This window comes from Roseibium sp. SCP14, assembly GCF_040329475.1.
In the GTDB taxonomy this organism is placed as follows: domain Bacteria; phylum Pseudomonadota; class Alphaproteobacteria; order Rhizobiales; family Stappiaceae; genus Roseibium.
On sequence record NZ_JBDZYH010000013.1, the window covers coordinates 20,402 to 46,219 of the forward strand.

General features: G+C 57.6%; 23 protein-coding genes. 13 read left to right on the forward strand and 10 right to left on the reverse strand.

Annotation, left to right across the window (positions count from 1 at the left end; translation table 11 throughout):
* Positions 1-3: 3 nt before the first annotated feature.
* Both ABLQ08_RS30340 and ABLQ08_RS30345 read left to right on the forward strand, forming a co-directional pair.
* Positions 4-888 (forward strand): HpcH/HpaI aldolase/citrate lyase family protein, encoded by an 885-nt coding sequence (locus ABLQ08_RS30340; RefSeq protein ID WP_352950342.1) that lies wholly within the window; start codon positions 4-6, stop codon positions 886-888.
* 16 nt (positions 889-904) lie between these two features.
* Positions 905-1,108: a DUF1737 domain-containing protein gene (locus ABLQ08_RS30345; RefSeq protein ID WP_352950344.1), complete on the forward strand. Its 204-nt coding sequence runs from the start codon at positions 905-907 to the stop codon at positions 1,106-1,108.
* Between the two features lie 122 nt (positions 1,109-1,230).
* On the opposite strand, the gene ABLQ08_RS30350 is transcribed toward ABLQ08_RS30345, so the two are convergent.
* Positions 1,231-1,812, reverse strand: a complete 582-nt coding sequence (locus tag ABLQ08_RS30350; protein WP_352950346.1) for an FMN-dependent NADH-azoreductase — start codon at positions 1,810-1,812, stop codon at positions 1,231-1,233.
* A gap of 132 nt (positions 1,813-1,944) precedes the next feature.
* Here ABLQ08_RS30350 and ABLQ08_RS30355 point away from each other — a divergent pair, with 132 nt between their 5' ends.
* From ABLQ08_RS30355 to ABLQ08_RS30365, 3 genes are all read left to right on the forward strand, one after another.
* Positions 1,945-2,826, forward strand: coding sequence for a LysR family transcriptional regulator (locus ABLQ08_RS30355; RefSeq protein ID WP_352950348.1), 882 nt, complete (start codon positions 1,945-1,947; stop codon positions 2,824-2,826).
* A gap of 167 nt (positions 2,827-2,993) precedes the next feature.
* On the forward strand, positions 2,994-3,293 hold the full coding sequence (locus tag ABLQ08_RS30360) for a DUF1330 domain-containing protein (protein WP_352950350.1): 300 nt from the start codon (positions 2,994-2,996) through the stop codon (positions 3,291-3,293).
* 122 nt (positions 3,294-3,415) lie between these two features.
* The gene (locus tag ABLQ08_RS30365; RefSeq protein ID WP_352950352.1) at positions 3,416-4,288 is read left to right on the forward strand and encodes an EamA family transporter; all 873 of its coding nucleotides are present in this window, start codon (positions 3,416-3,418) and stop codon (positions 4,286-4,288) included.
* 31 nt (positions 4,289-4,319) lie between these two features.
* Here the strand turns inward: ABLQ08_RS30365 and ABLQ08_RS30370 are convergent, their stop codons facing one another.
* A complete protein-coding gene (locus tag ABLQ08_RS30370) occupies positions 4,320-4,931 on the reverse strand; it encodes a sulfotransferase family protein (RefSeq protein WP_352950354.1) in 612 nt (203 codons plus the stop codon).
* Positions 4,932-5,051: 120 nt separating this feature from the next.
* Positions 5,052-5,918: an AraC family transcriptional regulator gene (locus ABLQ08_RS30375; protein ID WP_352950356.1), complete on the reverse strand. Its 867-nt coding sequence runs from the start codon at positions 5,916-5,918 to the stop codon at positions 5,052-5,054.
* Between the two features lie 93 nt (positions 5,919-6,011).
* Here ABLQ08_RS30375 and ABLQ08_RS30380 point away from each other — a divergent pair, with 93 nt between their 5' ends.
* Positions 6,012-7,547 (forward strand): YjjI family glycine radical enzyme, encoded by a 1,536-nt coding sequence (locus ABLQ08_RS30380; protein WP_352950358.1) that lies wholly within the window; start codon positions 6,012-6,014, stop codon positions 7,545-7,547.
* Positions 7,519-8,382, forward strand: a complete 864-nt coding sequence (locus tag ABLQ08_RS30385; RefSeq protein WP_352950360.1) for a YjjW family glycine radical enzyme activase — start codon at positions 7,519-7,521, stop codon at positions 8,380-8,382. The genes ABLQ08_RS30380 and ABLQ08_RS30385 overlap by 29 nt, the downstream gene beginning before the upstream one ends.
* A 31-nt stretch (positions 8,383-8,413) precedes the next feature.
* Here ABLQ08_RS30385 and ABLQ08_RS30390 read toward each other — a convergent pair whose 3' ends face one another.
* The 4 genes from ABLQ08_RS30390 to ABLQ08_RS30405 form a co-directional block, all read right to left on the reverse strand.
* Entirely contained in the window at positions 8,414-9,394 is a 981-nt protein-coding gene (locus tag ABLQ08_RS30390; protein WP_352950361.1) for an ATP-grasp domain-containing protein, read from the reverse strand.
* A gap of 5 nt (positions 9,395-9,399) precedes the next feature.
* A complete protein-coding gene (locus ABLQ08_RS30395) occupies positions 9,400-10,047 on the reverse strand; it encodes an outer membrane lipoprotein carrier protein LolA (RefSeq protein WP_352950363.1) in 648 nt (215 codons plus the stop codon).
* A gap of 149 nt (positions 10,048-10,196) precedes the next feature.
* Positions 10,197-12,953: an FtsK/SpoIIIE family DNA translocase gene (locus tag ABLQ08_RS30400; protein WP_352950365.1), complete on the reverse strand. Its 2,757-nt coding sequence runs from the start codon at positions 12,951-12,953 to the stop codon at positions 10,197-10,199.
* Complete coding sequence (locus ABLQ08_RS30405; protein WP_352950367.1) at positions 12,950-14,173, reverse strand: aminotransferase class I/II-fold pyridoxal phosphate-dependent enzyme; 1,224 nt, start codon at positions 14,171-14,173, stop codon at positions 12,950-12,952. The genes ABLQ08_RS30400 and ABLQ08_RS30405 overlap by 4 nt, the downstream gene beginning before the upstream one ends.
* A gap of 170 nt (positions 14,174-14,343) precedes the next feature.
* On the opposite strand from ABLQ08_RS30405, the gene ABLQ08_RS30410 reads away from it, so the two are divergent.
* Positions 14,344-15,000 carry an SGNH/GDSL hydrolase family protein gene (locus tag ABLQ08_RS30410; protein WP_352950369.1) on the forward strand — a complete coding sequence of 219 codons (657 nt, stop codon included), beginning with the start codon at positions 14,344-14,346 and terminating at the stop codon, positions 14,998-15,000.
* Position 15,001: 1 nt separating this feature from the next.
* Here the strand turns inward: ABLQ08_RS30410 and ABLQ08_RS30415 are convergent, their stop codons facing one another.
* Both ABLQ08_RS30415 and ABLQ08_RS30420 read right to left on the reverse strand, forming a co-directional pair.
* Complete coding sequence (locus ABLQ08_RS30415; RefSeq protein WP_352950371.1) at positions 15,002-15,517, reverse strand: hypothetical protein; 516 nt, start codon at positions 15,515-15,517, stop codon at positions 15,002-15,004.
* Between the two features lie 27 nt (positions 15,518-15,544).
* The gene (locus tag ABLQ08_RS30420; RefSeq protein WP_352950373.1) at positions 15,545-15,808 is read right to left on the reverse strand and encodes a DUF1674 domain-containing protein; all 264 of its coding nucleotides are present in this window, start codon (positions 15,806-15,808) and stop codon (positions 15,545-15,547) included.
* Between the two features lie 152 nt (positions 15,809-15,960).
* Here ABLQ08_RS30420 and htpX point away from each other — a divergent pair, with 152 nt between their 5' ends.
* The 5 genes from htpX (at position 15,961) to ABLQ08_RS30445 (ending at position 24,362) form a co-directional block, all read left to right on the forward strand.
* The gene (gene htpX, locus ABLQ08_RS30425) at positions 15,961-16,920 is read left to right on the forward strand and encodes a zinc metalloprotease HtpX (RefSeq protein ID WP_352950375.1); all 960 of its coding nucleotides are present in this window, start codon (positions 15,961-15,963) and stop codon (positions 16,918-16,920) included.
* A 137-nt stretch (positions 16,921-17,057) separates the two neighbouring features.
* A complete protein-coding gene (locus tag ABLQ08_RS30430; protein WP_352950377.1) occupies positions 17,058-18,434 on the forward strand; it encodes an RsmB/NOP family class I SAM-dependent RNA methyltransferase in 1,377 nt (458 codons plus the stop codon).
* Positions 18,435-18,554: 120 nt separating this feature from the next.
* Complete coding sequence (locus ABLQ08_RS30435) at positions 18,555-20,339, forward strand: heparinase II/III family protein (RefSeq protein ID WP_352950379.1); 1,785 nt, start codon at positions 18,555-18,557, stop codon at positions 20,337-20,339.
* A gap of 134 nt (positions 20,340-20,473) precedes the next feature.
* A complete protein-coding gene (purH, locus tag ABLQ08_RS30440; protein WP_352950381.1) occupies positions 20,474-22,090 on the forward strand; it encodes a bifunctional phosphoribosylaminoimidazolecarboxamide formyltransferase/IMP cyclohydrolase in 1,617 nt (538 codons plus the stop codon).
* 166 nt (positions 22,091-22,256) lie between these two features.
* Complete coding sequence (locus ABLQ08_RS30445; protein WP_352950383.1) at positions 22,257-24,362, forward strand: methyl-accepting chemotaxis protein; 2,106 nt, start codon at positions 22,257-22,259, stop codon at positions 24,360-24,362.
* A gap of 42 nt (positions 24,363-24,404) precedes the next feature.
* Here the strand turns inward: ABLQ08_RS30445 and ABLQ08_RS30450 are convergent, their stop codons facing one another.
* Positions 24,405-25,784, reverse strand: coding sequence for an MFS transporter (locus ABLQ08_RS30450; RefSeq protein WP_352950385.1), 1,380 nt, complete (start codon positions 25,782-25,784; stop codon positions 24,405-24,407).
* Positions 25,785-25,818: the final 34 nt, after the last annotated feature.

Here is a 25,818-nt window from a genome sequence, read left to right on the forward strand (position 1 = left end):
TCGATGACCGCACCGCTTAGACCTCGCCGTTCCGCCCTCTATATGCCGGGTTCCAACGCCCGGGCACTGGAAAAGGCAAAGACCTTGGATGTCGATTGTCTGCTTCTGGATCTGGAGGATGCGGTCGCCCCTGATGCCAAGGAACTGGCCCGGACGCAGATCAGCGATGCGGTTTCTGCCGGTGGTTATGGTGAAAGGGAAGTCGTCATCCGGATCAACGGTATGGATACCCCGTGGGGAGAAGACGATTTGAAAATGGCGGTCAAGGCCGCGCCTGACGCCATTCTCGTTCCCAAGGTCAATGCGCCGGCTGATCTGCAACGCGTTGCGCATATGTTGTCTCTGCATGGCGCGTCGCACGACCTGAAAATCTGGGCGATGATGGAAACCCCCGAAGCGATGCTCAATGCCGCCGCCATCGGTGCTTGCGGCAGGGATCCGGAAGTCCGGCTCTCTTGTTTCGTCATGGGGACGAATGATCTTGCCAAGGAAACCCGTGCGCGGTTGATGCCGGGCCGGGCCGTCATGATGCCCTGGCTGATGACATGCGTTGCGGCTGCAAGGGCTGGAGGCATCGATATTCTCGACGGCGTCTATAACGCCTTTCAGGACGACGAGGGTTTTGCTGCCGAGTGTGCACAAGGTGCTGAAATGGGCATGGACGGCAAGACACTGATCCATCCCAAGCAGATTGCTTCCTGTCACGCGGCATTCAGTCCGACAGAAGAAGAAGTCGCCTGGGCGCGCAAGATCAACGAGATTTTCGATCTGCCGGAAAATGCAGACAAAGGTGCAATCCAGGTGGACGGCAAGATGGTGGAGCGGTTACATGCGGAAATGGGTAAGCGGGTGATCGCCATCGCCGACGCCATCGCTGCCCGTGCATGACAGGACGGACACACAAATGAAGCTTTATCGGTTCATCACCGGCGTAGACGACAGCGAATTCTGCCATCGGGTCACCCAGGCCCTGAACAAGGGCTGGGAACTTTCCGGCTCACCTTCTTTGACTTATGACGCCACGCGCGGCGCCACCATCTGCGGCCAGGCGGTCACCAAGGAAGTCGACGGCGAGTATTCCCGCGACATCAAGCTCGGCGATTACTGAGTTTCTCGATTTGCCTGGCACAAAGGCACTTCGGACGCACCGTTCACAAAACGGAAGGATTGAGAGTGCGCAAGGTACTCTCAATCCCGATCTATTACCGATTTTCTGAAAATTCCACTGGCTCAGGCAGCGACGGCGCTGATCTGGTCATGAGCTTTGGCGAGTACCTCCTCACCCCCGAGGACCTGCTGGTCTGCTGCCACGATCTGAATATCGGTGATGCCGAGGAAACCGAGCAGGTGCTTCAGGTAACCGGTGACGAAATCGTCGTAGGCACCAACCTGCGTCATTGCGGACGCCATCGCGAGGATGGCGCGTTTACCCGTCAGCGTTCCGGCCGGACCCGTTTCGGTGTAGTTGAAGGTCACGCCGTGACGTGTGATCAGATCGATCCATGCCTTCAGTGCCGCCGGGATCCCGAAATTGTAGACCGGCACACCTATGACGACCGTGTCGGCGGCCTTCAACTCGGCGATCAAGGTATCGGATAGAGCGAGCAGATTGCGCTGTTCGTCATTGCGATCATCAGCACTCGTCATGTTCGCGCCGATCCAGGAATTGTCGATCAGCGGAAGTCCATCAGCGAGATCACGAGACACGACAGTGTCTGGAGACAGGCGGGCAATCACCCGGTCGGTCAGATCCCGGGAAACGGAGCCTTCGGTACGGGCAGATGAGTCGATACGCAGAACGCTGTGTGGCATGGGGCTGATCCTTCTTGGACGTTGACTGAAGCCAGGTTCGTGGGCTGACCGGATATTTGTTTCTTGCAAATTCAAACGCAATATTCCCAAATGCACAGGATATGTGCGTTTACGCACAGACAGGGCGCGGCCATGGACAATTGGAACGAAATCCGGACTGCCTATCACGTGGCACGGCTCGGCTCCGTCAGTGGGGCCGCGAAGGTACTGGGGGTCCACCATGCAACGGTGATCCGACACATCGATGAGCTTGAAAAAACTCTGGGAGCAAAACTCTTCCAGAGGCACTCGAGAGGCTACACCGTTACCGAGGCCGGACAGGATCTGCTTCAGGTTGCGCAGGCGACCGACGATCAGTTCAGTCAGCTGGGCAACCGCATAAAGGGGCGTGGCGGTGAGGTAACCGGTGAACTGGTGATTACGTCGCTCGCAATCGCTTCGGCGGCGATGACTTCCCTTTTGGCGCGGTTTCAGGCCATGCATCCTCACCTGATCGTGCGCTTCCTGACCGACCCGCGCCTGTTTCGACTGGAATACGGTGAGGCCCATGTGGCTATCCGGGCGGGCAGCCCTTCCAGTCAGCCGGACAACGTCGTTCAACCATTTGCTCGCCAACGGTTTGCCATCTATGCCTCCCGGGCGTACATCTCTCGCAATGGCATGCCACAAGACGAAAACGAGATTGTTTCGCATCGATTTGTCGGTTCGGATGATCTAACGATCAACTCACCCATGATCGCCTGGTTGCGTGACCATGTGCCTGAAGAAAATCTGATTTTCCGAGCCACCGACATGACGGTCATGCGTGAGGCAACGCTTGCGGGCGTCGGTCTGTGCTTCCTGTCGGTCATGGAGGCGGCCTCTCACCCGGAGTTGGTAGAGGTCATACCCAGCAAGGAAGACTGGGTGGTTCCCTGGTGGCTCCTGACGCATGTCGATCTGCATCGAACGGCCAAGGTTCAGGCTGTATTGTCGTTTCTCAAAGAAGAAGCGAAAAAAGCTACGGTCATTTGACCGGAAGACGGCGTGCCTGCTTTCAGACGGGTTCAGCCAGAGCTTGCGTCTCCGGAGGCGAAAGTGTGCAAAGCGATTACTCTGATTGTCTTGCGGCTTGCCGTCGTTCAAAAACCACAGCGACATCTTCCCAGTCATCAACGGTTTGCGACGAAAGGGACATCCGAATGCCAGCCTATATGCTCACTTTCTTGCGTGTGGAAGATGCTGAAACCCACGCACGAGATTACCTGCCTGAAGCACACCGGATCCTGGTCAGCTACGGAGGCAAACCGCTGGCTGTGACCGAACAGGTCGATGTGAAAGAGGGGGCCTTACCAGAGGGCCGTCTGATCCTGGTGGAATTCCCGACGAAGAAGCACGCGGAAGATTACTATTTCGGTCCCGAGCACAGACCCTACAAGGAAATCCTGGAAAGGGTCTCCTCCTGCGATATGGCGATTTTTGACTCTGGCCTGCTGCCGTAAAGAACGGATCGAACCGCAGCGGAGATCCAGCTGTCTGCAACTGTTGACTGTTGCGATTGCCTGCAACCTGCTGCAGTCTTCTTGCCATTGGCAACTCCGGGCGCGGTGATCCAGGCGGTAAAATGGACAGACGGGATGTTGTGGCGGCTGTCTTTGCCGCGTTCATCTGGGGAGCAACCTTTCCGATTTCGGCCCTCGCGCTTGAATCAACGCCGCCTATTTTCTTCACATTCTTACGGTTTTTCTGCGCAGCGCTTTTTGTGGTGACCATCGCGCGCCCACGGGTTTCGTGGTGGAAACTGACATTGGCCGGCCTGCTTCTGGGAGCCGGGCAATACGGATTGATGTTCACATCGATGGCTATGGGTCTTCCAGCAGGACTGGCATCGCTGCTGGTGCACACCCAGGCATTCTTCACGATTCTGATTGCGATGGCCGTCTTTTCCGAACGGCTGGATGGCCGCGCAGCTTTTGCCGTCCTGCTGGCACTTGCCGGACTTGCATGCCTGATCCTCGATCGCTCGGATGCCAGCGCGCTTGAAGGTATCGGGTTGATCCTGCTGGCCGCTCTGTGCGGTGCCGGCGGCAACATTGTTCTGAAATCCATGGGCCAGGTCGACATGCTGGCGGTGGTGGTCTGGATGAGCCTGATGTCACCCATTCCCCTGGGAATTCTGTCGCTGCTGCTTGAAAGCAACGGTGACCCGCTCAGCCTCTTCGCCAAGGTTGGCTGGATGACTGCGTTCGCAGTCGCCTATTCCGCCTTGCTCGCGACCATTGTCGTCTTCACGATCTGGGGTCGACTACTGGTGAAATACGACGCCTCGAATGTTGCGCCGTTCTTTCTACTGGTTCCGGTTTTCGGCATCAGCCTGTCGGCTGTCATTCTGGGCGAGCGTCTGACGACGTTTCAGATGACAGGCGCGGGCCTGATTTTTTGCGGTTTGGCCTTGACCTTGTGGCCTCGCAGCAAACGCGAACTGGAAGCTGGTTGAAGGTCTGATCAGATCCACCTGTGTTGCAGTTTCAACGCTTTGATACGCTCTCAAACTTTCGGTGAAAATCGTCGGCGTTGTTGCTGCGGGGATAGGGTTCGCCCGGAACCTGACAGCCGAGAAAATCACACAGTGGTTCCCACCCCGATCCCAGCTCATAGGTTAAGAGACGGTCCGGACCAAACGCTGCCTGAACGTCGGATATGTTCTTTTTGTACGTCGCGATAATATGGTCGCGATCATCCAGACGGCCCTTGAAAACACGTTGAGCAACCAGTCTTTTCCCCACCGTGTTTGGATCGTCTCCGTTCCTGAGAGCTTTCAGTATGGTGCCGTCCATACTCTTGAACCAGCTGTCGACATCGCGAACCGACAGGATGATCTTGGCGTCGGGATAATGGGCGCTCAGTTCCCGCCAGAAAAATGCAGCGGGCCAGTCGACGGTTGCCCGGTAATCCGAAAACACTTCGTGCCAGTCAGGCAAGACTCCCATCGCGGCCGTTCGCCAAAGCGCGACGCGTTCCGGGTGAGGCACAACCTCGTACATGTGGTAGCACGGTCCATACCCCAGGATTTCCAGCGCCTTTTTGAGCGACTCCGTGCCGGTTCGGCCAAATCCGGCGCCAATTATCGAAAGTGTCACATAACGTTCCTTTGCGGTGATGCCAGTCTTAGCATTGCAGGCCTCGTCAGTACCTGCAGCAAAAAATTGGAACGCATCTCGGTTCCACCGGTGATCCGAACCGGGCCGAAGGCATACATATTAAAATCGCGCGTTTTCCCGGAATGCCGTCGGTGAACGTCCGCAATGGCGTTTGAAATCCCGGCTGAAGTGAAACGGGTCGGCGTAGCCGCAACGTTGGGCGACGGCTGATACATTCTCGGAACTGACCGTCAGCAGATGCTCGGCCTGCACCATACGCTCCCGGCGAAGCCAGGAGACCGGGGAGGTTTCTGTCGCGGCCTGGAACCGTCGGAACAGTTGCGACTGGCTGAGACCGGCAACCACAGCCATTGCCGTTATGTCCCAGTTGCGGGACAGATCCTTGCGCAATTGTTGAATGACCTTGGATACCGGGTCGACCTCATTCAGGGGCGGAGTTCCGGCTCGCTTCGTGAACACTTTGGCAAGAATCGCCGCGACCTGTGTGTTCATATGAGCATCCATGAGCGGATGCTGACTGGCCAGTTGTTGGATGATCCCCTCGAAATCGGGCAGCAGGTCCGCCATCTCGTCGACAACCGGCTCAGCCCGCAGATTGAGCTGCATGAAGAAGTTGTCGAGGGTCGCACCCGACAGTGCTATCCAGACATAGGACCAATGGTTTCCCGGCGTGGCGCGATGCGCATAGGTGCGGGATGTATCCAGCCAGGCCAGACAAGCCTCTTCGGCAGCGACTTCTCTGTCACCGACACGGATCCAACCCTCGCCGGACAGCGTCAGGATCAATGTGTGCTGATGATATTTCCGGTCAACGATCCCGCCGCTCCCGGGGTCATGCGTTCGTCCACCGGCCGCGACCTGATACGGCCAGGGCGAAACGGCCGGGTCACTGCTGTGGAAGTATATCTGTGTTCCGCCAATCACCTTCATGAATGCGAGTATTGTCCAGCTGAATGCCAATGTCATGCATTCTTTGCGCGATTTGGTGCGGGTATCTTCTAGTCAGTATCCGTCTTGCTGAACATGTGCAGCTATCAGGTCCGCTTAGAGGGGCATGAAATGCCAATTGAAAATCCGACCCTCCGCCACATCGTCAACGATCCCACGCTGAGCTTCGCGCAAAAGGCACGTGCCCTTTCGCTTGAAGCGGAGAATTCTCTGGACTATCCGTCGATCGATGACGAAACGCGCGCCGCACTGGAGGCGCGGGTGATCTGTGACATGTATGAAGGCCACGCCCCTTACAAGCCGCGTTACGTTCTTCCGGACTATGAGGTCGTTCTGAAAAACGGCAGCGAATGGTTGGAGTTGCCGCCGCCGCAGACGCTTGATGAGGCAATCAACACGCTGATGATTGCCTATCACCATGTGCCCTCGGTAACGGCGATGCCGGTTTTTATCGGTCATCTGGACAATTTGCTGTTGCCCTTTTGCGATGGGGTATCGGACGACGCGCTGTATCAAAAGATCAAACTGTTCTGGCGATACCTGGACCGGGTACTGCCCGACGCCTTCATGCATGCCAACATCGGCCCGACAGACAACCGCGTTGCCCGGGCAATCCTGCGTGTTGATGCCGAACTCAAGCAAATTGCCCCCAATCTGACCTTCTCCTACGATCCGGAAATCAGCGGCGATGACATATTGCAACTGGCGGCTGAAAACATAACGAAGTGCTCAAAGCCCCATATCGCCAACCATCCCTTGCACCGGCAAGTGTTCGGTGAGCGCGGCTACGGCATTGTCAGCTGCTACAATGCACTACCGGTTTGTGGTGGAGCCTCAACCCTGACGCGGGTGAACCTCGCCGCCGTGGCTGAGCGATCGGCGGGCCTGAACGATTTTCTGACAAACAAGTTGCCCTTTTATGTCGACCTGAATTTCCGGCTGACTGAGGCGCGGATCGATTACCTGTTCAATCAGTCCGGTTTCTTTGACAGCTTTCTTGTGACCGAAGGCTGGGTTGACGAGACACGCTTCACCGCGATGTTCGGCATCTTCGCTATGGCTGAGGCCGTGAATATCCTGCAGGACAAGGCAGGTGCCCAAGGGCGTTACGGTCATGCTCCGGAAGCAAACGCCATCGGCCACGAGATTTCCAGGCAGCTGGAACAGCTGGTGGGTGCGCACGAGCTGAAAAATGTCTGGCATGGAAGGGCGATGCTGCATTCTCAAGCAGGTTTGTCGACCGATACAGGGCTTACGCCGGGTGTGCGCATTCCCTACGGTACTGAACCTGACCCGGTTTCTCACATACTGGCACTGGCACCTCATCACCGGCACTATGCCTCCGGCGTCAGTGAAATCCTGACGCTCGACGAGACCGTCAAGGCAAATCCGAATGCCGTCGTTGATTTGTGCAAGGGTGCCTTTGCCAGGGGTTTTCGGGAGTTTACCGCAAATGTCGGTGGCAATGACCTGGTTCGCGTGACCGGCTACATGATCCGCCTGACCGACATTGAGAAATTCAATGCGGAGGCCGGTTCGCGGACAAATACGACGGCGCTAGGAGCGGAAGCTGCCGACTGCACGTCGATCCTGAAACGCAAACTGCGGGTCGTTGCCAGTGAACTCCTTGCGGGCACAAATCAGTAAGATCCTGACCTGGTCCTGCGTCGACGGACCGGGCAATCGGATGGTCCTTTTCATGCAGGGGTGCAATTTCAACTGCGCCACCTGCCACAATCCGCATACGATCGGTCAATGTGACAGTTGCGGCGAGTGCCTGCCCGTTTGTGAGCCGAAAGCTCTGTCGCTGGTGGACGGAAGGATTGCATTCGAGCCGTCCGTCTGCACGCAATGTGACGCCTGCTTGGACGTTTGCCCGATCAGCGCCAATCCAATGGTTCGCAGTTACACCGTTCAGGAGATCCTGGATCTGCTTCATGAGCATGCCGGGTTTCTGTCCGGCATCACCATCTCGGGCGGTGAAGCAACGCTGCAATTGCCCTTTATCCGCAGCCTCTTCTCGGCGATGGGAGAGGATGTAGACCTGCGCCATCTCACGCGCTTCATCGACAGCAACGGGCATCTTGGACCTGTTGCCTGGAAGTCGGTTTTGGAGGTTACCGACGGCGTTCTTCTCGACATAAAGGCGTTTGATCCAGAGCTGCACGTTCATTTGACGGAAAGATCAAATGCCAGAAGCCTCGCAAGCGCGCGGCTCTTGCACGAGGCCGGAAAGCTGTATGAATTGCGTTTTCTGATGGTTCCGGATGCGACAGACCGTGACGAGGAAATCGACAGTCTGATCAAATTTGTTCAGTCGCTTGATGGTCCGGTGCGATTGAAGCTGAACGCCTTTCGCACCCATGGGGTTCGTGGTGCGGCTGCACAGTGGCCGGCCATGAAGAAAAAGCGTGTGGAGGCGGCTGCGGAGCGACTGGTGCATGCGGGGCTTGGTCCCGTTGAACTGCCTGCCCTCTGGTAACTGGCTGTACGGTAACAGACGGTGCGATGTTTCAATCGCAAAAGATTGCGGCAAATACCCTGTCGTAGATTGCCTCGACAAGCGCTGCTTCCTCGGTCCCCTGGCGGGCGAGATTGCTGAGACCCGGCGCGGCATTCACCTCCAGAACAACGGCTTCGTTTTCTGAAGATAAGCCGTCGGGAACGATCATGTCGACGCCGGCATATCTAAGCGACAGGATATCCGCCGCTTGCTGCGCGGTTGCAAGAATTTCCGGGGCTAATTCAGGCGTGACGATCCTGGCAGTTCCCCCGCAAGACAGGTTGGTCACCGGCAGCAGCGTCACTTCCTGTCCGTTTTCGGGCACGCTTTCCAGATCCAGCCGCTGGGCGGCCAGTTCCCGGATAATACGGCTATCAGATACCGGCAGTTTCGCATGGGTTGCCAGCAGTTCCGCCAAGTTTTGTGTACCGTTGCCGAAAATGACGGGACGCTTTCGCTCGATGGCGCAAAGCACTTCACCGTCAAGAACGACGACGCGAAGCTCCCGTCCACGGATTTCCGGCTGCACGAGCAAATGTTCGTGGTTTTTGGCGAGACATTGCAGCGCGGATCCAAGGGTGTCGAGCGTGTCGACCCGCATGACACCCTGGCCTTCCTGACCGATGTTCGGTTTCACGAAGAGCGGAAACCGCTTTTCCTCGGTGAAGGTCAGAAGGTCGTCGTCGATGGGCGTGTTGTCGCTGATCTTATCGCTGAAGACAAAATGGCTGTCGGGAACGCTTATGCCGGCCTCGGCAAGGAACCTGGCTGCATAAGCCTTGTCGTTGGCGATCTCCGACGCGCCGAGCCCATTCAGGTCGAACCGGGTGCCTTTGAAATACCAGCGTTTGCCCGCCGGGCTCTCGACCATGCCGGCGTGGCCATAAGGATCGCCGGCGGACAGGCGTAGGCCCCTCCGGGCGCAGAAGCGTTCAAGCAATTGAAAAACGAGGGACCGGCTGCCCGGATCCCCCGCGTCAAACGAGCCCATTCGGGTCAATTCTTGCCTTGCCGTGCGTTGGCCAGATAATCGATCTTGAACAGGTCCGGATTGGTCGGACCGTTGGAGACCACGTTATAGACCGCTACAGACGTGTCGTAGCCCTGCTGGTCGGTCACGGTCCACTGCTTGAGCGCATAGTCCTTGGCGTCGAAGATCAGTGTCAGCGTGCCGGAATTGAACTTCGTCTTGTCGAAGATGGTTACGGTAATCAGATCCGATTCAACCAGAACATTGGTGACGTTGGTATCCTTCTGGAGATCAATCGTATCGGACAGAAGGAAGCGCAGCGGGGTCTGGCCAAGTGGCCAGATGTCCTGAGTGTTGAGTTTGCGGTCGCGAACGGAAACGGACTTGCCGTCCGCAACGATGTCCAGCACCGAAGGCTTGTTGTAATAGAAGCGGACCTTGCCGGGACGGGCCATGTAGAACTTGCCGTCAGACTGGCTGCCGTCTGGGCCGAACTGAATGAAGTCTCCGTGCATGGTCTTCACGGAGTTGAAATAGCTGTTCAGGTCCTTGAGGGCTTTTTGCTCGTTTTCCGTCAGCGCGTGCGCGGGAGCAAGAGCGGCTACGGCAATGGCTGCGGCAAGAAGCGGGCGCGTAACGTGCCTTGCCAGTTTGTGAGCGAAATGTTTCAGCATGTTGCAATGTCCCAATTCGTTAATGCCGTGGAGCTTTTGCCTTAGCTAGGTACTGTGTGTGGCAAAGCTTGGGCACGCTAAGCTACGGACGTGGAAATCGATCTTCAGAACACTTGGAAAATGCGATTTCGTCAGCCCGTATCCTAACATCAAAATTCTTCCTCGACCCCATTTTGCACGAGAATTTCTCGTTTCCCGGCATGGTTTGCCGGGCTGATAAGGCCTTCCTGCTCCATGCGCTCGATCAATGAAGCGGCACGGTTGTAGCCGATTGACAGGCGGCGCTGGACATAGGAAGTCGACGCCTTCTTGTCACGCAGCACGATGGCGACGGCCTTGTCGTAAAGGTCGTTGCCTTCACCGCCCCCGGCAAGTCCACCGTCATAGGGGCTCTCGGCTTCCTCTTCCTCTTCGGTGACTGCTTCCAGGTATTGGGGTGTGCCCTGAACTTTCAGGTGCTTGACGATATCCTCAACCTCGTCATCCGAAACAAACGGACCATGGACACGCTGGATGCGGCCGCCGCCGGCCATGAACAGCATGTCACCCATGCCAAGCAATTGTTCCGCACCCATTTCACCCAGGATGGTCCGGCTGTCGATCTTGGACGTCACCTGGAACGAAATACGGGTCGGGAAGTTCGCCTTGATGGTACCGGTGATGACGTCCACTGACGGGCGCTGGGTCGCCATGATGAGGTGAATACCGGCAGCACGCGCCATCTGCGCCAGACGCTGGATCGCGCCTTCGATGTCCTTGCCGGCAACCATCATGAGGTCTGCCATCTCATCGACGATCACGACGATGTACGGCATTGCCTCGAGCGGCAGTTCCTCTTCCTCGTAGATCGGCTGGCCGGTGTCCCGGTCGAAGCCGGTCTGAACTGTGCGTGTGAAGCTCTCGCCCTTTTCAAGGGCCTGCTTGATGCGGGTGTTGTAACCGTCAATGTTGCGGACGCCCATCTTGGACATCTTCTTGTAACGGTCCTCCATTTCCCGGACCGTCCATTTCAACGCGACAACCGCCTTTTTCGGGTCGGTTACCACCGGTGTCAGCAGGTGCGGGATGCCGTCGTAGATGGAGAGTTCCAGCATTTTCGGATCGATCATGATCATCTTGCACTGCTCCGGCGTCAGCCGGTAAAGCAACGACAGGATCATGGTGTTGATCGAAACGGATTTACCCGAACCGGTCGTACCTGCGACCAGCAAGTGCGGCATGCGGGCCAGGTCGGCAACAACGCTTTCGCCATTGATGGTCTTGCCGAGTGCCAGTGCCAGCTTGGCCTTGGCCTTTTCAAAGTCCTGCGCCGCCAGCAGTTCACGGAGATACACGGTTTCGCGGCGCGCATTCGGCAGTTCGATGCCGATCGCGTTCTTGCCCGGAATGACTGCAACACGGGCGGATATCGCGCTCATGGAGCGGGCGATATCATCCGCGAGGCCGATAACCCGCGAAGACTTGATGCCCGGTGCCGGCTCGAGTTCATAGAGTGTGACCACCGGTCCGGGGCGAACTTCGATGATTTCGCCGCGCACGCCGAAATCCTCCAGAACGCCTTCAAGGATGCGGGCATTCTGCTCAAGGGCGTCGGCCGACAGGCCCGGAACCTTTCCGGCGACCTTCGGTTCAGCCAGAAGGCGAAGCGGTGGCAGTTCGTACTCTTCCGGCGCGCCAAGGAAAGACGGCTGCGCTTCTTCGATGGCCCGCTTGCTTTGCTTCGGACGTGGAGCCTGTGGGATTACCCGACCCGCTTGTGGGGCAGGCGTCGCCATCTGTTCCTGCTGCCTTGGATCCGGTTCCGGAGCCGCGATACCGACCGGGACAGCAGGCCGGCCGGTGACCGGACCCTTGTCTATCATGAGCTCATCCGGCTCGAAGGACTCGCCTTCCTCGCCATAAGGGTCCTCGGCGTACATATCTTCAGGCTCTTCGGGGTCCTGATCGCGGCCGCGGTCATAGAACTCGTCCAGGCCATCGTCGTCTTCAGGCATCAACCGGCCGGCAAGCGCCCGTCGAAAGGCATTCAGGCGGCCGCCCTGCGGTTTGTCCTCCGGCTCATGGTCGCCGTCATGCTCCTCGTCTTCCCAGACCTCCTCTTCCGGCACCCTGGAGCGCTTGAGGCCGGTCAGCCGGCGAATCTGTGCTGCGGACTGAAGTCCCCAATGCCCGACCTGTCCGACCAGAGCCGTGGTGAGCATGGACAGGCGGGATTCGCCCTCGTCTTCTTCCAGTCCGAGCTCTTCCTCGATCGACTTGCCATGACCCTTGGGTGTGCGTGCAGGCTCGAGACGTTCGGAAATCTGATTTTTTGCGCCAAGCCAGCCGGCGGCGGCAAGAAGGAACAGGATGGCTGGAACGCCGAGGCCGAGACCTCCGACAATTGTGGCCGCACCACTGGTCAGATTGGAGGTGATGAGTGCGGGTGCCTGATGGACCGTGTCACCGAAAAAGCCGCCCAGTCCTGTCGGCAGCGGCCAGCTTTCCGGCACGGGCAAGGCTGCAAGCGCGCCGGCGGCAAGGCAAGACCCGATAACCCAGAAAACAAGACGTTTGCGGCCAATGCCCAGAGCGTTGCCGGTAAGAAGCCGCCAGCCCCACAGGACAAGCGGGATCAGGAAGACGGCGGTGGCAAGACCGATGGTCTGCATGAGCACGTCGGCGACAACGGCACCCGGCGCGCCGAGGGCATTTCGAACCGGTCCGCTCGTCGCGTGATTGAGGCTTGGATCGCCGACCGACCAGGTTGCCAGACTTGCAGCGAGCATTGCTGCAAGGGCGATGATACCCAGTCCGGCAGCGCCGACCAGATTGCGTCTCAGGAAACGCTTAATCGGGCTTTCGGTATCCAGCAGATCCACAGAGGACCGGCGACCGTTGCCGCGAACTGCGCTGGCCCGTCTCATGCTTTTTCTCCCAACCAGTTTGCCAAGCGTTCAAGCGCGATTTCCGTCTGTTCGAGCGGTGCGCACAGACCGACGCGGATGTAGTTTCGACCGGGGTTGCTTCCATCGGACTGATCGGACGCCAGGAAGCTTCCCGGCAATACCTTGACGCCGATGTCGCGCCACAGATCCTTCGTCACGCTGACCGCGTTGCCCCATTTGGAAACGTTCAGCCACAGGAAGAACCCGGCTTCAGGTGTGACCGGCCCCATGATCGGACCGAGAAGACGTTCCGCAGCCTCGAATTTTTCGTTGTACAGCCGTCGATTTTCCGCAACGTGCGTCTCATCCTGGTAAGCCCTGACCGCAACGGCCTGGGCAGGCAGTGGCACTTGCGGTGCCGCGAGACCACGGAACCGCACCCATTTGCGCAGGAACTCCGGATCACCGGCGGCAAATCCGCAACGCAATCCGGCGAGGTTCGACCGTTTGGAAAGCGAGTTCAGGACAATGATGTTGGCGAAATCAGTGCCCATGGCTTTTGCGGCCTGCAAGATGCCCGGGGGTGGCGTCTTTCGGTAGATTTCCGAATAGCATTCGTCTGCAAAAATGTAGAACCGGTGTTTTCTTGCCAGTGAAATCAACCGTTGCCAATAGGCGATGTCGGCAACATAACCTTCCGGGTTCGTTGGTGAGGCGACGTAAAATGCGACCGTTCCGTCCAGCAGTTCAGCGTCGAGACCGTCCAGGTCGGGCAGGAAATTGTTTTCGGCAGTCGCGTCGAGCAGAACCGCCTCGGCGTCCGCCACGTGCGCGGCAGCGGCATAGGTCTGATAGAACGGATTGGGCAGGATTACGGCCGGATGGTCGATCCCCTTGTCCAGCTGATCCCTTGCGGATATCGCGCCGAAGGAAAGGCCCTCACGGGAGCCGTTCAGCGGCAAGACACCGTGGTCCTTGTCGACCATTCCGTCCAGATCGTAGCGCTCGTCAAGCCAGGCGGCGATCGTTTCCCGGAACTCGGGCGATCCGGCAATGGGCGGATAGCGCCTGAAGCTTGCCATGTTTTCCGCCAGAACTTCCGCGGTGAAGTCCGGAATGGCGTGCTGAGGTTCGCCAATTGTCATGATGATCGGGTCGAGACCCGCCGTCTCGCCGTCAAGAAGCTCGGCAAGGCGTTGAAAGGGATTTGAGCTCGGCAGAGCCGCGCCGCGCTGATAGGCTTTAGGGCTGGCAGTCATCAATGATCCGGCGGTCGTTACGCATAACTTTGACCCGACCCTATCGCCTCCTTGGTAAATCTCTTATTAACCAAGCGGGCAGGGGCGTGCATTTCCAGCGGATTGCCAGTCGTCCGGTTCTTGCCTAAATTTCCTTGCGGCTCTCTCTACTTGATTAGTAAGGATTTTTCATGGCTGGCAGCAAAGATCCGATTTCTGTCGTTTGTTTTGGCGACTCTCTCACGTGGGGCTTCAATCCGGTGGATATGTCCCGCTATGGCCACGACATCCGCTGGACACGGCTGCTGCAAAAGGATCTCGGACCCGATTTCTATGTGGTCGAAGAGGGCGTGAATGGCCGCACGACGGTCTTCGAAGACCCGGTCAAGGGCGACAAGAACGGGCTGGAACACCTTTTCACCGTTCGAAAGACCCATATGCCGATCGATGTCCTCATCATCATGCTGGGCACCAACGATCTGCAGGATCGGTTCGGCATGAACGCGGAAACAATCTCGATTGCCATCGGACGCTTGCTTTTCCTTGCAACCCAGCCGACCGATGACGTCGAAGGTCGGGCTCCGAAAGTGTTGTTGATGTCGCCGCCACCGCTCGGAGATCTCCAGGGGACGCCGTTCGAATTGCAGTTCTCCAGTCGCAGCCAGGAAGAATCCACAAAGCTCGCCGACGCTTACCAGTGCAAAGCCGAAGAATATGGGGTCGCTTTCTTTGATACAGGCACCGTGATTTCGGCCAGTCCGGTCGATGCCATTCATTTTGAGGCCGAACCACAGGCGGACCTGGCCAAGGCGATCGCCGTTGAAGTACGCAAACTGGTGGGGCGATAGGTTACACTTCCAGCTTTTTCAGAGCTTTGCGAATTCGAACCTTGATCGATCCGGCTATTTCCTTCTCCTGAGCAGAGGTAAGAAAATCAAGCGCGGCCTTTTTTCTCTTCGGAAACCGGTAGGCGAGGGTCGCCAATCCGTAATAAGCCCAGGCCCGTACCAGTTTGTTTTGCGAAGTGAGTGCCTCGGTGATGAAGTCGCTGATGGTTGTTTCCGCCTCTGCCGGCACCTCAAGTTGATCAAGGTATTGAAGAATATGCAGTTTTGCTTCCCAGTGCCGGACATGCGGCAGGGAAGCGAGATGTTTCCTGGTCTGGCTGAAAGAAAGCGGTTCGCCTTTGGTATCGAAATGATGTTTCAACAGCCAGGTTGAGGCGCGCTCGCAGGCTTCGTTTTCGCTTAAGTCAATGAGCGAACCCAGAAAATCCGGGTCGGCCCGATGAACGGCAAAGACCTCTTCCAGAGGTTTCGTAAGTTTGCCGTCCCACGCAACAAGAACTGATTGAAGCGTTTCCAAGATCGAGACCCTGTCAGTTGTCGATTGTCAAAAGTCGACCGTCAGGCCCTTGATCTCCCAGTCGTCGTAACGTGTCGGTTCCAGTCCGCCGCGACCATTGACCTCTTCCGGCAGTGCGTCCTGTTTGGCATCGATCTCCTTGCGGCGTTCCTCGGCCTCCTTCAAGGCGCGCTGGGCCGCGGGCGGCAGGTCTTCGAAGCGTTTTTTGGGCGCGTCCTTGATGCTTGTTTTCAAGGAAGGGACGTCTGTCTGGCGAAAGGTGTCCGTGAGATGTTCTGGTTTGTCCGGCATGGATGCGTTCTTCAAGATTACGTCGTTGTCATGCTTTATAAGATAAGCTTGCCAAGATTGGCAGCAATACCCATGTTCAAATCTGGATTGAGCGCATTTGTCGCTCGACTTTTGATGGTTGCAGCCAGAATAGGAAACGGAACACAGCGGCAATGAACTATATTCGCACAGCGATGCTTTTGGCGGCGATGACCGCCCTTTTTATGGGAATCGGCTTCATGATCGGCGGCCAGTCGGGAATGCTGATCGCCCTGGCCATTGCCGCGGCCATGAACGTGTTCAGTTACTGGAACGCGGACAAGATGGTTTTGCGCATGCACCATGCACAGCAGGTGGATGAGCGTTCAGCGCCGGAATATTACCGCATGGTGCAGCGATTGGCGCAAAACGCCGATCTGCCGATGCCCAAGGTCTACATCATCAACAATCCGCAGCCGAATGCGTTCGCGACCGGCCGGAACCCGCAAAATGCGGCGGTTGCCGCCACGACCGGCCTGTTGAACATGCTGACGCCCGAAGAACTCGCCGGGGTGATGGCCCATGAGCTGGCGCATGTGAAAAACCATGACACCCTGATCATGACCATCACGGCAACGATCGCCGGTGCGATCTCGATGCTTGCGAACTTCGCGTTCTTCTTCGGCGGCAATCGCAACAATCCGCTTGGCATTGTCGGTGTTCTGCTGATGATGATCGTTGCGCCTATGGCAGCAATGGTCGTGCAGATGGCCATTTCCAGGACCCGTGAATATGCCGCCGACCGCATGGGCGCGCAGATTTGTGGCGAGCCGATGTGGCTGGCCTCCGCACTTGGCAAGATCGCGGGCGGTGTGGAGCGAATTCACAATCCCGATGCGGAAGCCAATCCGGCGACAGCGCACATGTTCATCATGAACCCGTTGTCCGGCGAGCGAATGGACAATCTGTTTTCGACCCACCCGAATACTCAGAACCGGATCAATGAGCTGCGCAAGCTCGCCGATTCCGGACTTGGAACCGGTGGACGTACCTCCTATCGCAGCGGATCTGCGCCGCAAACCGGCCCATGGAGCGGGACCGGTGGTTCGACGCAAGATAGTGAGCCCCGCCGGCCGAAAGGGCCTTGGGGCTGACACCCGCCGAAGCGGCAAAAACCGCTTTGCCCGACGCGTTGCACAGCTTAGAGTGATCAGAACTGCGCCGCAGCCGGAGGTCCGGTCTGCGGCGCTTGGTTTTATTCCCGAAAAAAGCCCGAGATTAGGACACTCCTTTGACGAGACGCCCCAACAAGAAAGCAAAACCTGCAGACAAGCAGGATCGGCAGCAGACCGACAAACCGGGTTTTTCCGCGCGCAAGGTCGCCGCGGACATTCTGGGAAACGTAGTGCACAAGAAACGGCCCCTGGATGGCGAACTGGATGTTGCGTCCGGGCACTCCGGTTTTCGGGCTCTTGCGGCGAACGACCGGGCTCTGGTACGGGCGATTGTAGGGGCTTCCCTTCGCCATCGCGGTGAAATCTCGGAAATTCTGGAACGCTTGCTGGATCGCCAGATTCCGGAGAAGACAGGCCGGGTGCTCGACATTCTTCATGTTGCCATTGCCCAGATGCTCTTTCTGGATGTTCCTGACAGGGCTGCAGTCTCCCTAGCGGTCGATCACGCCGGACTGGATCGAAGAGCGAGGCCATACAAAGGACTGGTGAACGGCGTCCTGCGCCGCCTGGGCCGTGAACGCGAAGAGATAACGGGCGACCTGGATGCGGATCTGTTGAATACTCCGGACTGGCTGTTTGAAAGCTGGCAGAGCTCTTATGGCGCGGAAACGGCCCGTGCAATTGCACGGGCGCACCAGGGCGAAGCGGATCTGGACCTGACTGTGAAAAAAGGCCCCGAAGACTGGGCGGAGAAACTTGAAGGTAGCATCGTCGGAGCCGGAAGTGTGCGCCTGGCTCGAAAAGGTGCTGTTGAAGCCCTTGAGGGTTTCGAAGACGGCGACTGGTGGGTGCAAGACGCTGCTGCCGCCTTGCCTGCGCGTCTTCTTGGAGATGTAGAGGGTCTGCAAGTTGCGGATCTTTGCGCTGCTCCTGGCGGCAAGACGGCGCAGCTTGCCGCGTTGGGTGCTGATGTGACTGCTGTCGATATCTCGAAGAGCCGATTGAAGCGCCTGGAGGAGAACATGGCCCGTCTGGGCCTGAAGGTGACGACGGTCGCCTCGGATCTCAGGGAATTCAAACCGGAGACTCAATTTGATGCGGTCCTGCTTGACGCCCCGTGCAGTGCAACGGGAACTATCCGGCGGCATCCCGATGTTCCCTGGATCAAGAAGCCGTACGATATTGAAAAGTTAAGTGAAATTCAGCGCGAGCTGCTTGATGGGGTTCTGGCCTGGGTCAAGTCAGGTGGTTTGATTGTTTATTGTACCTGCTCACTGGAAACAGCTGAAGGCGAACGGCAGGTCGAGGCGTTTCTGGAGCGCCAGGCCGGAAAGGTTGAGCTTGTTGCCGTCGATGCGGAAGAGATCGGCGGCCTTGATCAATGCGTCACGAACGAAGGGTTTTTACGCTGTTTGCCCTGCCATGTTGCGGGGGCTGATGCCGATTTGAAAGGAATGGATGGCTTTTTCGCAGCCAGATTCCGGGTCTCTTAACGTGGCATAAACTGTTCACTTGCAATGTTTCTTTAAACGAAATGCTAACCTTAACATTTGGTTCTGTGACCGGAGAGTTCCCATAGACGCGCTTGAACCATCGATGCTGGGGATGGTTTGGTGAATATTGCAAGCCTGAGTGAAAGAAGCCGTGTCTGGCGACTTTTGGCCCTGCATGTTTGGCAACGTACCCTTAAATGGATGCATGGCGGACCGATTTTCCGCATGCAGCCGTTTTCGGCTGTTCCCGCGCGTCTTCTGATCGCTCCTCAAGATCTGCGTACTGCAGATGCAACCAACGCTGCCGATATCTATGGCGGAAGATTCCTTTTTTCCGGTCATCTGGTGGAAACGCAAGGCCGCTCGCCCTTCGAGCTGGAGGCGGTGCACGAAGATTGGCAGCGGGAGTTGCACAGTTTCGGTTGGCTCAGGGACCTGCGTGCTTCCGACAGTCAGATCTCCCGGCAAAATGCCCGCGCCCTGGTGGAAGACTGGATCAGGTACAGCGGCCGCTGGCACGACGTGGGGTGGGAAGCCGCTGTCGTCACAAGACGTATTCTGTCCTGGCTGGCACATTCCCCGTTCATTCTCCAGGACGGTGATGCCGAGTTTTATCGGAGTTTCGTCAAATCATTGGCCCGTCAGGTCCGTTACCTGCGCCGGACCATAAACGAAACCGAAGATGGTGTTGAGCGGCTGCATGCGGCGCTGGCAATTGCCTCCGCCTGTATTTCCATGGCCGGGCAGGGACGGTTTGCGCGCCAGAGCATTCGCCGTCTGGAGCATGAGCTGACGCGGCAGATCCTTCCCGATGGTGGGCATATCTCCCGTAATCCAAGGGCTCTGATCGACATTCTGGCCGATCTCCTGCCGGTTCGTCAGGCCTTCGTTTCGCAAGGGCTGGAAATGCCTCCCGCCATGCTGCAGTCCGTCGACAGGATGATGCCCCTGTTGCGGTTTTTCCGGCACGGGGACGGAGCGCTGGCACATTTCAACGGCATGGGTTCGACACCCAGTGATCTGGTTGCCACGATCCTTGCCTATGACGATGCCCGGGGGGCTCCACCGGTCAACGCTCCCCATTCTGGATATCAGCGCCTCAGCGGGGCGTCTTCGGTGGTATTGATCGACACAGGTCCCGCTCCTGCAATTTCGGTGTCGGGTGACGCGCATGCCGGTTGTCTTTCCTTCGAGTTTTCATCCGGAGTGAACAGGCTTGTCGTCAATTGCGGCGTGTCTTCGAAATCCAATCCACTCTGGCGCAAGGTGAGCCGGTCAACCGCCGCCCATTCGACGGTGACCGTAGAGGACACCTCCTCTTGCCGCTTTCTGTCGGAAAAACCCTTTGGGCATTTGCTTGGCGCCCCCATCCTCTCAGGTCCTGGGGATGTTCCGCTGGAGCGGGAGGACGACAAGGCCGGGAGTCGGATCACTGCCTCGCATGACGGTTACGCAGCCGAATTCAACGTTCTTCATGAGCGCGATCTGCGCCTGTCGGCTGACGGTACGGTGCTTGACGGCATCGATACGCTCAAGGCGGTCGGCGATGTGGACCCTGAACAGCTTTACGCAGTTCGTTTTCACCTTCACCCAGGTTTGAGAACGTCGCTGATCCGAGGTGGATCCGCGGTTCTTCTGGTGTGCAGAGACGGGGAGGCCTGGGAGTTCGAGGCGCCTGGAAGCGAGCTGAGCCTGGAAGAGAGTATTTATCTGTCCGATGTCTACGGCCATCGCAAAACCGAGCAGATCGTCGTTGCCGGGTCTCTTCTGGAAGCACCGTCCGTCGGCTGGCAACTCCGCAAGACGGCCACCGCCAAACTCAGCCGGCGCGGAACCAGCGACTTTGACGAGATGAATGAGGCGGATGTACCGGAGGAGCCGCAAGAGCTGCCGCTCGAGGAATAATACGCCTCCGAGCGCGACCCAACGGCTCAATATGGACGGTTATTGCCAGACAACCTTCCGATTTTCCTGCAGACGTGTTAGGGCGACGCGCATCACCTGAGATCCGGATCGTCCCTACCTGCGAGGCATTCCTCATGGCCATTGTGTCCAAAGCCATTCCTGTTCCCGAATTGGTTCCCGTCAAGCGCGCCCTTCTTTCAGTTTTCGACAAGACCGGTCTTGTCGAATTCGCCAAGGCACTGGCCGAGCGCGGCGTGGAACTTGTGTCGACCGGAGGGTCCTACAAAGCTTTGAAAGACGCTGGTCTGACTGTTCTGGACATCACCGAAGTGACCGGATTTCCGGAAATCATGGATGGCCGGGTCAAGACACTTCATCCCATGGTCCATGGCGGTTTGTTGTCGATCCGTGATGACGCGGACCACCAGGCGGCGATGGGCGAACACGGCATTACCGGGATCGATCTTTTCTGCGGCAATCTTTATCCGTTCGAAGATGTAGTCGCCTCCGGAGCCGACTATGCGACCGGCATTGAGAACATCGACATCGGCGGGCCGGCAATGACGCGCGCTGCTGCCAAGAATCATGCCTATGTCACCGTGGTCACCGATCCAGCCGACTACGACAAGGTGATCGCCGAGCTCGATGCAAATGAAGGGCAGTCGCCGATTGCGCTGCGCAAGAAACTGGCGCTGAAGGCTTTCGCACGAACAGCAGCTTATGACGCGGCTGTCTCCAACTGGCTGGCGGATCAACTGGATGAAGCGACACCCGCACATCGTGCGGTTGGTGGTGCCCTTGCAGAAGTCATGCGCTATGGCGAAAATCCGCACCAGACAGCGGGTTTCTACAAGACTGGTGAGAACCGCCCGGGAGTGGCAACCGCGAAGCAGCTGCAGGGCAAGACGCTTTCTTACAACAATATCAACGATACGGATGCGGCGTTCGAACTGGTCAGCGAATTCGATCCCGCGCGGACGAGTGCCGTTGCCATCATCAAGCATGCCAATCCGTGTGGCGTGGCCGAAGGGGCAAGCCTCAAGGTTGCCTATGAAAAGGCCTTGCGCTGTGATCCGGTATCGGCCTTTGGCGGTATCGTGGCTCTGAACAAGACGCTGGATGCAGCCGCTGCCGAAGAAATCGTCAAGATCTTTACCGAAGTCATCATAGCGCCGGATGCCGATGAAGCTGCAAGAGAAATCATTGCCGCCAAGAAGAACCTGCGTTTGCTGGTGACCGGAGGTCTGGCTGATGCGCGGGCGCACGGCCTGTTCGTCAAGTCCGTGGCCGGTGGTCTTCTGGTTCAGTCCCGCGACAACGGTGTCGTTGACGATCTCGATCTGAAGGTCGTGACCAAGCGTGCGCCGAGTGAACAGGAACTGGCCGACCTGAAGTTTGCCTTCCGTGTTGCCAAACACGTCAAGTCGAACGCGATCGTCTACGCCAAGGACGGCGCGACCGTTGGTGTCGGCGCTGGTCAGATGAGCCGCGTGGACTCAGCCCGGATTGCAGCCCGCAAGGCGCTGGATGCAACAGCAGCAGCGGGCTTGAGCGAACCTCTGACAAAGGGTTGTGTCGTTGCGTCGGATGCCTTCTTCCCGTTTGCCGATGGGCTTCTGTCAGCTGCGGAAGCCGGTGCAACCGCGGTCATTCAGCCAGGCGGATCCATGCGAGACGACGACGTCATTGCAGCAGCGGACGAAGCGGGACTGGCAATGGTCATGACCGGGATGCGGCATTTCCGACATTGATTGTAGATTTTCAGCCTAATGGGCTGAAATTATTGTAAGAATTGACGAGAGGGTTTCATGAAAAAGCTCTCTCGTTGAAGACCTTGTTAACAACCGAAATGTAATCTTGCCAAAGTTGCGGCCGTCTTTATTTGGCCGCTTTCGTGTGAATCGCGGAGATTACTCGGTGTTGAAGAAAGCGAAGGTCACTACAAAGCTCATCGGCGCGAGCGCATTGACCCTTACGGTTGCAATGGCAATCGGAATTAGCGCCATCGGCTGGCAGGCTTCTCAGATTACGAGTGAGCTTGCACGAGAGGAAGCGGAAACCGTTGCCCGTGAGCAAGCCCAGTTCGTACAACGCGGACTGGAAAAGGGTCTGAAGTCGGCCCAGGCCCTCGGCAGCGCGCTGAGTGGGTTGAAGACTGCCGGAGCGGTTGATCGCGAAGCGTGGAACGCGGTTGTCGAGAAAGTGGCCCTGACGGACAAGGACATGTCCGGCGCCTGGGGTGTTGTCGTCGGCGATCAGCTGGACGGCAAGGACACGGAATTCGTCGGCAACGAAAAGTGGGCCAAGAGCGGGCAATGGCAGCCATACTTTTTCCGCAAGGCGGACGGCACGCTTGCTTACCGGCCGATCGAGGAAGTCTCGGTGGGTGATATGTCCAAGGACCTTTGGTTCAATGGGCCGTACACGTCCAGAAAAGACTACATGACCGAACCCTATAGCTGGGAAGCTGACGGCAAGACAGTGACCGGCGTCTCCTTCGGTGTTCCCGTCTGGGACGGTTCCAAGCTCATTGGTGTCGCAGGTGGCGATATTCTGCTGACGCCGCTTTCGGAAGTCCTTGGCGAGCAGAAACCGCTAAAGACAGGTATCGTCCAGCTGCTTTCGCAAAACGGCAAATGGATTGCGCATTCCGACCCGGCGCTGTTGGGCAAGGAATGGGCGGAAGGCCGCGCTGAACAGGATCTCGCATCTCAGAACAAGGTTCTGAGCGCTGTGAAGAACGGTGAACTTCTGATCTATGACGGTTATTCGAATACTCTGGGAACGGATGTGCACCGGGTTGTCATGCCGGTTTCGGTGACCGGCACGGATGCAAAGCTGGCCGTCGTGGTCAGTGTTCCCGAGGCGACCTTGAACGCTGCGTCTTCGCAGATCACGACCATGATCATCGGCGTCGGCATCGTTCTTCTCATCGTTGTCTGCCTGTCGATCTACCTGGTCGGAAACCAGATTGTACGTCGTCCGCTTGAAAGGGCTGTTGCCAGCATTCAGGCGCTGATTGACCAGCGCTATGACGAGCCGATCCATGATACGGATCGCGCTGACGAAATCGGCCAGATCAGCAATGCGCTCGAAGTCTTCCGTGAAAAGGCTCAGCACGCGGAAGCCCTTGCGGCGGAGCAGGAAGAAACCCAGCAACAGCAACTGGCGCGCGCCGAACGCATCAGCAATCTGTCGCAAAACTTCGATCGTCAGATCACCGAGCTGACCCAGACGGTGATGAACCAGGTGCAGGACCTGAATGCGGCGTCCGGTACATTGACGGCCGGCGCAGATGACACCAGCGAAAAGAGCACGACCGTTGCGGCGGCTTCAGAGGAAGCGTCCTCAAACGTGGAGACCGTTGCATCGGCAGCCGAGGAACTGATGGCCTCGGTCAGCGAAATTTCCCGTCAGATGACGCAGTCGACGGAAATCGCTTCGCACGCTGTTGAGCAGGCGCAGTCCACCAACAGCAAGATCGAAGGGTTGGCGGAAGCGGCCAACCGGATCAGCGAAGTCCTGAAACTGATCACCGACATTGCCGAGCAGACCAACCTTCTGGCTTTGAACGCGACCATCGAGGCCGCACGGGCTGGAGAAGCGGGCAAAGGCTTTGCGGTTGTTGCAGCCGAGGTCAAGGAGTTGGCGAACCAGACAGCCAAGGCAACGGAAGAAATCTCCTTGCAGATCCAGTCGGTTCAGACCGAGACGGCCGGGTCGGTTGAAGCGATCAAGGGAATCTCCGAGACAATCGAGAAGATGAACGAGATCTCGTCGAGCATCCAGGCTTCTGTTGAGCAACAGGGGCTGGCGACCGATGAGATCGCCCGCAACATCCAGGAAGCCTCGAATGGCACTCAGGAAGTTGCACAGAACATCGTCAAGGTGGCTGCTTCTGCTGATGACACCGGGAACGCTGCCCGCCAGGTGAGTGCATCGGCAAACGTTCTGCAGACCGAGGCGGATCGACTGAAGCAGGAAGTTGACGGTTTCCTGGAAGACGTTCGCCAGATCGCCTGACACCGCGATATTGCTTGCCTGAGATTGGAACGCGCCGGGTGCTTATCCGGCGCGTTTTTCTTTGACCATCAAAAGAAGGCCCAGTCCGACCGCGAAAAACAGCAGGATGACGGACATGCCGGCCGGTTGGCTGTTTGTCATTGCGGTAACGATGCCGACCGCAAGGGGGGCCAGAAAGCTCGTAACCTTTCCCGAGAGCGCCAACAGACCGAAATACTGTGTCATGTGCTCGCGGGGCACCAGCCGGATCAAAAGGCTTCGGCAGGAAGCTTGCAGCGGGCCGGAGACGGCTCCGATAAGGGCCCCGAGACCAATAAAGACCTGTTCGGGCAGGGAGGCAAAGAGCGCTCCCTCGGGAGCCGCTTCCGTCTTGATGACAAAAAAGACCGTGGTTCTGTCGATGGATATCATTCCCAGCCCGCAGATCATCAGGACAATCAGGGAAAAGATCAGAACCGGCTTTGCACCGAACCGGTCGTCCATGGGGCCGCCCAGGGCCAGGCCAAGTGTGCCGGTGATGGTCAGAATGATCCCGAAAGTGCCGATTTCTATCGAACTCCAGCCGAGCTGCCCAGCGGAATAGATGCCGCCGAAGGCAAACAGAGCCACAAGACCGTCCTTGAAGATCATGTTTGCGATGAGAAACAGGAAAGTGTTGCCGTTCGACCAGGCTTGGGAAAGATTCTGCGCAAGATCCTTCAGGCCCTTGCGGATCGCCGGGCCGAGTTTCGCCTGTTGAGGTGCATCGGGCACGAACAGGAACATCGGCAGCACGAAGATGAGATACCAGACCACCGAAAAAGGACCGACTGCCCGATCGCCTTCATGCGTCTTCGGGTCAAGGCCCAGAACCGGTTCGAAACCGAGTAGTGTCTTTCCGGTTTCGGGACTGGCGGAGAAAAAGCCGAGCGCAATCACCAGCGTTACCAGGCCACTTACATAGCCTGCCGCCCAGCCGAAACTGGAAAGCCGTCCGATCTTTTCGGAAGGTACCAGGCTCGGCATCATGGCGTTGTTGAAGACCGTCGCGATTTCAATTGAAAGTGTGCCGACCGCGAAGGCAATCATTGCGATAGCTATGCCGTGCGGTGCTCCGGGCGCGGCAAACCAGAAAGCCCAACAGCAGATGAGAAAGGGAATCGAAAATACAAAGATCCAGTGTTTTCGCCGGCCCGTGGCATCAGCGACAGAACCCAGGATCGGCGCAAGCAGAGCAATGCCGAGACCGGCGCTCGCCGTGGCAAAGCCCCACAGTGATTGTCCCTCCTCCGGTGTCGATGCCAATGCCGATGCAAAGTAGGGGGCGAAGATAAATGTTGTGATCAGGGTGAAAAAGGGCTGTGCCGCCCAGTCGAAAAGTGCCCAGGACAGGACTGCGCGGCGATCTGTCTTTTCGAGTGAAACGTCTGAAGCAGTTGTCATCTTGGCATTCTATCCCGACCGGATCCTGAAAAAG

Coding starts and splice junctions, on each gene's coding strand:
- ABLQ08_RS30395 (WP_352950363.1), bottom strand. CDS start 10,047: ATGCTGAAACATTTCGCTCACAAACTGGCAAGGCACGTTACGCGCCCG.
- ABLQ08_RS30410 (WP_352950369.1), top strand. CDS start 14,344: ATGGCTGGCAGCAAAGATCCGATTTCTGTCGTTTGTTTTGGCGACTCT.
- ABLQ08_RS30350 (WP_352950346.1), bottom strand. CDS start 1,812: ATGCCACACAGCGTTCTGCGTATCGACTCATCTGCCCGTACCGAAGGC.
- ABLQ08_RS30420 (WP_352950373.1), bottom strand. CDS start 15,808: ATGCCGGACAAACCAGAACATCTCACGGACACCTTTCGCCAGACAGAC.
- ABLQ08_RS30380 (WP_352950358.1), top strand. CDS start 6,012: ATGCCAATTGAAAATCCGACCCTCCGCCACATCGTCAACGATCCCACG.
- htpX (WP_352950375.1), top strand. CDS start 15,961: ATGAACTATATTCGCACAGCGATGCTTTTGGCGGCGATGACCGCCCTT.
- ABLQ08_RS30345 (WP_352950344.1), top strand. CDS start 905: ATGAAGCTTTATCGGTTCATCACCGGCGTAGACGACAGCGAATTCTGC.
- ABLQ08_RS30390 (WP_352950361.1), bottom strand. CDS start 9,394: ATGGGCTCGTTTGACGCGGGGGATCCGGGCAGCCGGTCCCTCGTTTTT.
- ABLQ08_RS30375 (WP_352950356.1), bottom strand. CDS start 5,918: ATGACATTGGCATTCAGCTGGACAATACTCGCATTCATGAAGGTGATT.
- ABLQ08_RS30405 (WP_352950367.1), bottom strand. CDS start 14,173: ATGACTGCCAGCCCTAAAGCCTATCAGCGCGGCGCGGCTCTGCCGAGC.
- ABLQ08_RS30340 (WP_352950342.1), top strand. CDS start 4: ATGACCGCACCGCTTAGACCTCGCCGTTCCGCCCTCTATATGCCGGGT.
- purH (WP_352950381.1), top strand. CDS start 20,474: ATGGCCATTGTGTCCAAAGCCATTCCTGTTCCCGAATTGGTTCCCGTC.
- ABLQ08_RS30450 (WP_352950385.1), bottom strand. CDS start 25,784: ATGACAACTGCTTCAGACGTTTCACTCGAAAAGACAGATCGCCGCGCA.
- ABLQ08_RS30355 (WP_352950348.1), top strand. CDS start 1,945: ATGGACAATTGGAACGAAATCCGGACTGCCTATCACGTGGCACGGCTC.
- ABLQ08_RS30400 (WP_352950365.1), bottom strand. CDS start 12,953: ATGAGACGGGCCAGCGCAGTTCGCGGCAACGGTCGCCGGTCCTCTGTG.
- ABLQ08_RS30360 (WP_352950350.1), top strand. CDS start 2,994: ATGCCAGCCTATATGCTCACTTTCTTGCGTGTGGAAGATGCTGAAACC.
- ABLQ08_RS30365 (WP_352950352.1), top strand. CDS start 3,416: ATGGACAGACGGGATGTTGTGGCGGCTGTCTTTGCCGCGTTCATCTGG.